Raw genomic sequence first — 7210 nt, 5'->3', positions numbered from 1 at the left:
CGCGCTGCGCGGCGCGCTCCGTCATCCAGCCCATGGAGCCGTGCATGCCCTCGGCGAGGAAGCGGTCGAGGCGCGCGCGCGCCTCCGCCGGCAGGGTGGCGGTGGTGAAGCGGCATTCGGTGAAGCCGAGGTGCAGCGCCTCGGCCCGGATCGCTTCTTTCATCCCGCGGTCAGGGCACGCTCCACCGCCGCCGGGTCCCGCGCGATGACGCGCAGCAGGGTGCGGGCGGCGGTGTCGGGGCGGGTGCGGCCCTGTTCCCAATTGCGCAGGGCGGCCACGTCCAGGCCGAAACGCTGGGCGAATTCCTCCTGCGTCACCTGCATGGCGTCGCGGATGGCGCGGATATCCGGCTCCTCCGGCGCGGCGGGCAGGGGGGTGACGGCAAGCTGGCAGTCGCGCAGCTCCGCCTCCAGCGCCGCGCTGTCCTCCACCATCGGCACCTCGACGATGACGGCGGGGGCGCCATGCATCAGGCACTCGATGGCGCGCTTGGCCTCGGCCATGCGCATGTGGCGGCGGGCCAGGGCATGGACGGCGGAGATGGTGCGGGTGAGGGGGACGGCCGCCTCAAGCCGGTAGCGCGCGGGTGAACCGGAAGGGACGCGGTCGATGTCCCGGACCGGCCCCAGCCGTGCGAATTTCTCCCACAATGACAAGTTCGCGGACATTCGCCTTCTCCATCGCCAGGCGGCGCAGCCCGGCGGGGCCGAGGCGGTTCGGCCCGAGCCCGCCCTCCGCCTGGATATGGGCCCGGCGCAGGATCACGAGGTCGCCGACCCATTCCGGCACGCACATCAGGCTGAGACGGCCGCCGGGCGTTTCGATCGCGATGGTGACGATCGGGTGATCGGTCGCTTCCGCTCGATCTCGAAGCGGATGTCCTTCGCCGTCCAGCGCGCCGGCGTGCTACTACGCTATCAGCGCAGTCGATTTCAACCCCGCCCCCGATAGGGCGGCACCCCCTGGTCCGGCACCCAGACCCCTTCCGGCACTGGGCCGGTGGCGTAGAACACGTCGATCGGCATGCCGCCGCGCGGGTACCAGTAGCCGCCGATCCTGAGCCAGAGCGGCGCGATCTCCGCCACCAGCCGCCGGGCGATCGCCACGGTGCAGGCCTCATGGAAGGCGCCGTGGTTGCGGAAGGCGGAGAGGTAGAGCTTGAGCGACTTGCTCTCCACCAGCCAGTCGCCCGGGATGTAGTCGATGACCAGATGGGCGAAATCCGGCTGGCCGGTCAGCGGGCAGAGCGAGGTGAATTCCGGCGCGGCGAAGCGGACCAGGTAGCGCTCCCCCGGATGCGGGTTGGGCACGCGCTCCAGCTTCGCCGCCTCGGGACTCTCTGGCAGGGCGGCGGGGCGGCCGAGCAGGGTCAGGCCGCTGGTGTCGGTGGTGGCTTCGGTCATCTGAGCGCCTCCCGGTCCTCGGCCAGCTCCTCCCGCGCGGGATCGTCGGGCGGGGCATCCCCGGCCGCCCAGGCGGCTTCCAGCGCCGCTGCATGGGCCTCCAGCCGCCCCTCCAGGATGGCGGCGCGGATGCCGCGCATCAGGTGCTGGTAGTAATGGATGTTGTGCCAGGTCAGCAGCATCGGCCCCAGCATCTCCTCCGCCTTGATCAGGTGGTGGAGATAGGCGCGGGAATGCCGGGTGCAGGCGGGGCAGCCGCAATCGGGGTCGATCGGCCGCTTGTCCTCGGCATGCCTGGCGTTGCGCAGGTTCAGCACGCCGCGGCTGGTATAGGCACGGCCGGTGCGGCCGCTGCGGGTGGGGATGACGCAGTCGAACATGTCGATGCCGCGCCGCACCGCGCCCAGCAGGTCGGCGGGCGTGCCGACGCCCATCAGGTAGCGCGGAGCCTCCTGCGGCAGCAGGGGCACGGTGCAGTCCAGCACCTCGAACATCGCCGCTTGGCCCTCGCCCACCGCGAGGCCGCCCACCGCATAGCCCTCGAAGCCGATCGCGGTCAGCGCCGCGACGCTCTCCGCCCGCAGTTCGGGGAAGGTGCTGCCCTGGACGATGCCGAAGAGGCCGTAGCCCTCCTTCGGCACGAAGGCATCACGGCACCTTTTCGCCCAGCGCATGGAAAGGCGCATGGACTCCGCCGCCTGCTGCTCCGTCGCCGGGAAGGGCGTGCATTCATCCAGGCACATGGTCACATCGGCATCCAGCAGCCGCTGGATCTCGACGCTGCGCTCGGGCGTGAGGCGGTGCTTCGAGCCGTCGAGATGGCTGCGGAAGGTGACGCCGCCCTCATCCATGTCGCGCAGCTCGGAAAGGCTCATCACCTGGTAGCCGCCGCTATCCGTCAGGATCGGCCCGTGCCAATCGGCGAAGCGGTGCAGCCCGCCGAGGCGCGCCACGCGCTCCGCCCCCGGGCGCAGCATGAGGTGGTAGGTATTGCCGAGGATCATGCGGGCGCCGGTCGCGCGCACCGCATCGGCGGTCATCGCCTTCACCGTGCCGGCGGTGCCGACCGGCATGAAGACCGGCGTCTCCACCTCCCCATGCGCCGTGTGCAGCAGGCCGGCGCGGGCGGCGCCGTCCTGGCCCTGGCGGGTCCAGTGCAGGGTCATGCCGCGTCCCTCCAGAGCAGGGAGGCATCGCCATAGCTGTAGAAGCGATAGCCCTCAGCGATGGCATGGGCGTAGGCGGCGCGCATCCGCGCCACCCCGGCAAAGGCCGAGACGAGCATGAACAGCGTGCTCCGCGGCAGGTGGAAATTGGTCAGCAGCGCGTCGGCCGAGCGGAAGCGGTGGCCGGGTAGCAGGAAGATGTCGGTGAGGCCGCGGAAGGGCAGGATGCCCTGGTCCGTGGCGGCGCTTTCCAGCAGCCGGAGCGCGGTGGTGCCGATGGCGACGATGCGCCCGCCTTCCCGCCTTGTGGCGTTGATGGCGGCGGCGGCGTCCTCCGTCACCTCGCCCCATTCGGCATGCAGCGTCTGGGCGCGCGGATCCTCGCCGCGCAGCGGCAGGAAGGTGCCGGCGCCGACATGCAGCGTCACCGTCGCCAGCCCCACCCCACGCGCCCGCAGCGCCTGCATCAGCGCGGGCGTGAAATGCAGGCTGGCGGTGGGGGCCGCGACGGCGCCGGGGTGGCGGGCGAAGAGGGTCTGGTAATCCTCCCGGTCCTCCGGGCGCGGGCCTTCCGGCCGGGCGATATAGGGGGGCAGGGGGATCTCCCCGGCCTGGTCCAGCGCCCGGGCCAGCCGCGCCGGATCGGGGCCGAAATCGAGCCGCGCCGTGCCACCCTCGCCGCGGGAAAGCACGGTGGCGGCGCAGTCCTCCGCCCCCTCGATGCGGATCACGTCGCCGGGGCGGAGGCGGCGGGCATTGCGCACCAGCGCCTCCCAGATGCCGCCCGCCTCGGCGCGGTTCAGCAGCAGCTCGAGCCGCGCCTCGCCGCGCCGGGCGCGGAGGCGGGCGGGGATGACGCTTGTGTCGTTCACCACCATCAGGTCGCCCGGGGCGAGCAGGGAAGGCAGGTCACGCACGCCGCGATCCTCCAGGGCATCGGGCCGCACATGCAGTAGCCGCGCCGCGTCGCGCGGCCGGATGGGGTGCTGGGCGATCAGCCGCTCCGGCAGGTCGAAATCGAAATCCGCCACGCGGAGCGGGGGCGCACTGGTCTCGGATTGCTGGGGCACCGCGGGCCGGTAGCGCGCCGCCTGGGCCGAGGCAAATGCGCTGGGCGCATCGCCGCCTGCTGTTTTCGGACAAAATCCCCGACGCAGGTGGAGCGGTTCGGAAAGGCCAATGAAAACAGGGGGAAGGAGCGGCCTGGGACCGCCCCGCCGCCCGGCTCCGGGCCGTGGCCCGGCCGGGGATGCGGGGCCGGGGGGCGCCGCCTGCCGGGCTGGGGGGATATCAGCCTGCCCATTACGCCGGCGGCAGCTTCGGCAGCGCCATCGCCAGCCGCGCCAGCCGGGCCTTGAACAGCGTGGCGTAGCCATCCCCGCCGCTGATCCGCTTGCCCATGTTGAACACCGAGCCGGGGCCGGTGCCATTCAACACTGTTGCCTCCCCGGCCAGCGGCAGGTAGCCGCCGGCCCTGGCATGGGCGAGCAGGGCGGCGCAGGGGATGACGAGGTCACTCTGCTGGAACAGCCGGTCCCAATCGGCCGTGCTGCTGGCGGTCAGCACCGCCTCCGGCGCCAGCCCGGCCCAGCGGTTCCGGTACTCCGCCACCAGCTTCTGCGGTCCCGCATAGGCCTGGACGAAGCCGACCAGCGGCCGGTAGCCGCTCCGCCAGGTGGTCTGGATCAGGCCGCGGCCGCGGAATTTGCAGAAATCCGCCTCCATCACATAGCCGGTCACCGCAGGGTCCGGTTGGGTGGGGATGCTGGCCTGGGGATAGACGATGCCGTCCCAGGCCGGGTCCTGGCTGCCGGCCAGGCGGGTGCCGAGCGCCTTCCCGCCATGCGCCGCATTGAAGGCGGCGTCGCGGAAGAGCTGCCCGGCGGTGAGGTTGGGCGCCTGGTTGTAGGCGCGCTTCACCCCCGGAATCGCATCGAAGAGATAGGCGAGGCCGGGATGCCCCTGCCGGCCCATCTTCTCCGTCAGGGGCTGAAAGCTGCCGCCCGTCTCGTTGATCATGATGGCGGTGAAGGCCAGCACCTCCATCAGGCTGCAGGGGCGCTGGGCCAGCACGGCGGTCCAGGCGGCGGCGAAGCCGGCGGCGGCGCCGGCGGGGATGTCGCGCGCCTGCCATTCCTCCTGCCGGGCTAGCTTCGCCTCGAACCAGGCGGTGAAATCCTGCCCCAGCAGGGCCTGGAAGAAGCCGAGCAGGGCGGGGCCGGAGGCGAAGCGATGGGGCTTGGCGGCGGCGACGAAAGCGGGGGGGATGTCCATGGGCGGGCCTCCTGCCTTCCATGAACATACGAAGAACATTATCCTTTCGCAAGAAAATTGTATTGGGCTACATGCGTGGCTTGCGAAGGCACTCGCAACTGGGCGAGATGCCGCGCCACCACCACGGACCTCGCCCATGCGCCGCTTGCTGCCCCTGCTGCTGCTGATCGGCCTCGCCCCCGCCAGGGCGGAGCCGGTGCGCTTCATCGCCTTCGGCGACATGCCCTATTGCCGCGGCATCGCCACCGGGGAGTGCGCCGATGTCGGCCGGGTGACGGCGCTGGTGCGGGAATTCGGCCGGGCGCCGCACGAATTCTCGATCTTCCTCGGCGACACCAAGGGCGGCAACGAGCCCTGCACCGAGGCCATCCTGCGGCGCCCGCTGCGCTGGCAGGACGCCCCAGGCTGGATGGCGGTGGCGGAGCAGCCGGTGGTCTATACGCCCGGCGACAATGAATGGGTGGATTGCCGCGCCGGCCCCGGCGGGGCGCTGGGCTGGGCGGACGCCCTGGCGCTGCTGCGGGCGGCGTTCTTCGCTGGCCCGCCGCCCCTCGGCGCGGCGCGGCAGGAGGGGATGCCGGAGAACCTTCGCTGGGCGCGGGCGGGGGTGGTCTTCGCCACCCTGCATATCCCGGGCAGCAACAATGGCCGGCCGCCCGCCCCTTCCGACCCCAACCCAGCGCCGCTCCGCCAGGGGGAGGCGGCGCTGGCGGAGTACGAGACGCGGAACCGGCTGAACCTCGACTGGCTGCGGGAAGCGGTGGCGGCGGCGGCCGCGCCGGCGGCGCGTGGTCTGGTCATCGCCACCCAGGCGGATCTGTTCTACGCCGAGATCTGCGGCGGCGGCTGGGATAGCGGGCTGGCGGAGAGCCGGGAGGCGATCTTCGCCGCCGCTCGCGCCCTGGCGCCGAAGCCAGTGCTGCTGCTGAACGGCGACAGCCACCTGCTGGTGCAGCAGGACGCGGCGCATGACCCGCTGCGGGACATGCCGGCCAACCTGACCCGGCTGATGGTGCCGGGGGAGCGCGACGTGCAGGCGGTGGCGCTGGAATTCGATCCGGGCGAGGCGGAGCCGCTGCGGTTGCGCCTGCTGGGCGAGGCCGGTACCCCGCCGCAGGCCGCGCCGCGGGGCTGCCCGGCCTATGAGCGGCAGACGGCGGCGGCGCGGGCGCGCTGGGCCGGGCGGTAGCGCCAGGGGCGCAGCCCCCTGCGCGCCCGCCGGGGAGTGCCGGCAGCAACGCTCCCCGGACCCCCGTGCGGGTCAGGCCTCGATCGCCACCTTGTTCGGGTAGAAGGCAAGGTGGGTGTTGATCTCGGCGACGGCGGGATAGGCGGATTCATAGGTCCAGACGGCGTTCTCCGCCTGCTGGCCGCCGGCCCGGATGCTGAAATAGCTGCACTCGCCCTTGTAGGGGCAATAGGTGGCGTGGTCGGTGCGGGACAGCAGGTCCATCCGCGCATCCTCCCGCGGGATGTAGAAGACCGGCGGGTAGCTGGCTTCCTTCAGCGACAGGGCGCGGCTGGTCTCGGCGATCACCTCGCCGCCGAAGCGCACCACCACCCGCCCCGTATGCGGCGTGATGGCGATGGGGTGGTCGGGGCCCGGCAGCTTCATCTCCGGCATCGGCTGGTTCCTCCCATGCGGGGTCCGCCGGGGGAGGTGGCGTCGGGGTGGCGGTCGCGCAAGCCATGCCGGCCGCGCGGCGTGCCGGCCGATGCCGGTCCACCGGCGCGGCCGGCATGAGCAGCCCCGCGCGCGACGCCCGGCCGGACAGCAAGACGTTTCCGAGCCGGGGTGTCAGCCGACCCGGTAGAAGGCCTCCGCCGTCTCCCGCAGCGCCGCCCGGGCCAGCCCCTCCCCCAGCACGCGGCGGAGCAGATCGATATCCGCCGGCGAGAAGGGCCGCCTCGCCCGCACCGAGGGCAGGTCGGTCGCGAACATCAGCGCAAGCGGCGCCCGGGCGGCGATGCGCTCCAGCGCCGCCGGCACCTCCAGCTCCACCCGGCCGAAGCCCGTCGCCTTCACCTTGGCTCCGGCGGCGGCGAGGTCCAGCACCACGGGCAGCCCCGCCTCGGTCATGCCGAGATGGTCGATGACGAGGCGCGGCAAGGCGCTGAGCGCCTGGACCGCCGGGGCCAGCACCGCGGCATCCGCATAGATCTCGGCATGCAGCCCGCAGGCGGCGGCGCGGGCGGCATGGGCGGCGACCGCGTGCGGCTCCGCCCACTGGCCGCGATAGAGGCTGTAGCGCAGGCCGCGCACCCTGGCGGCGGCGAGAGCCACCATGGTGGCCTCCTCCATGCCCGCATCGGCCTGGGCCACCACCACGAAGCGCGGGCCGAGCGCGGCGGCGGCGCGCAGCAGC

At 72.7% G+C, this 7210-nt stretch carries 8 protein-coding genes; 1 reads left to right on the top strand and 7 read right to left on the bottom strand.

The window, feature by feature from the left end; all coding sequences use genetic code 11:
- Positions 1-159: 159 nt before the first annotated feature.
- The 5 genes from NJ376_RS11015 to NJ376_RS10995 all read right to left on the bottom strand — a co-directional run bounded on the left by NJ376_RS11015 (position 160) and on the right by NJ376_RS10995 (position 4844).
- A complete protein-coding gene (locus NJ376_RS11015) occupies positions 160-669 on the bottom strand; it encodes a helix-turn-helix domain-containing protein (protein WP_252953309.1) in 510 nt (169 codons plus the stop codon).
- A 264-nt stretch (positions 670-933) separates the two neighbouring features.
- On the bottom strand, positions 934-1404 hold the full coding sequence (queF, locus tag NJ376_RS11010; RefSeq protein WP_252953307.1) for a preQ(1) synthase: 471 nt from the start codon (positions 1402-1404) through the stop codon (positions 934-936).
- Positions 1401-2570 carry a tRNA guanosine(34) transglycosylase Tgt gene (tgt, locus tag NJ376_RS11005; RefSeq protein ID WP_252953306.1) on the bottom strand — a complete coding sequence of 390 codons (1170 nt, stop codon included), beginning with the start codon at positions 2568-2570 and terminating at the stop codon, positions 1401-1403. The genes queF and tgt overlap by 4 nt, the downstream gene beginning before the upstream one ends.
- The gene (gene queA, locus NJ376_RS11000) at positions 2567-3640 is read right to left on the bottom strand and encodes a tRNA preQ1(34) S-adenosylmethionine ribosyltransferase-isomerase QueA (protein ID WP_252953305.1); all 1074 of its coding nucleotides are present in this window, start codon (positions 3638-3640) and stop codon (positions 2567-2569) included. Before queA ends, tgt begins: the two co-directional genes overlap by 4 nt.
- Positions 3641-3872: 232 nt before the next feature.
- On the bottom strand, positions 3873-4844 hold the full coding sequence (locus NJ376_RS10995) for a hypothetical protein (RefSeq protein ID WP_252953304.1): 972 nt from the start codon (positions 4842-4844) through the stop codon (positions 3873-3875).
- Positions 4845-4980: 136 nt separating this feature from the next.
- Here NJ376_RS10995 and NJ376_RS10990 point away from each other — a divergent pair, with 136 nt between their 5' ends.
- A complete protein-coding gene (locus tag NJ376_RS10990; protein ID WP_252953303.1) occupies positions 4981-6033 on the top strand; it encodes a hypothetical protein in 1053 nt (350 codons plus the stop codon).
- Positions 6034-6105: 72 nt separating this feature from the next.
- Here the strand turns inward: NJ376_RS10990 and NJ376_RS10985 are convergent, their stop codons facing one another.
- Together NJ376_RS10985 and NJ376_RS10980 are read right to left on the bottom strand one after the other, a co-directional pair.
- Positions 6106-6468: a DUF427 domain-containing protein gene (locus NJ376_RS10985; protein ID WP_252953301.1), complete on the bottom strand. Its 363-nt coding sequence runs from the start codon at positions 6466-6468 to the stop codon at positions 6106-6108.
- Positions 6469-6642: 174 nt separating this feature from the next.
- On the bottom strand, positions 6643-7210 hold a 568-nt coding region (locus NJ376_RS10980), incomplete at its 5' end, for an amidohydrolase family protein (protein ID WP_252953300.1).

The organism is Siccirubricoccus soli, assembly GCF_024178315.1.
GTDB classification, from domain to species: domain Bacteria; phylum Pseudomonadota; class Alphaproteobacteria; order Acetobacterales; family Acetobacteraceae; genus Siccirubricoccus; species Siccirubricoccus soli.
This window is presented reverse-complemented; position numbering and strand designations above follow the sequence as displayed.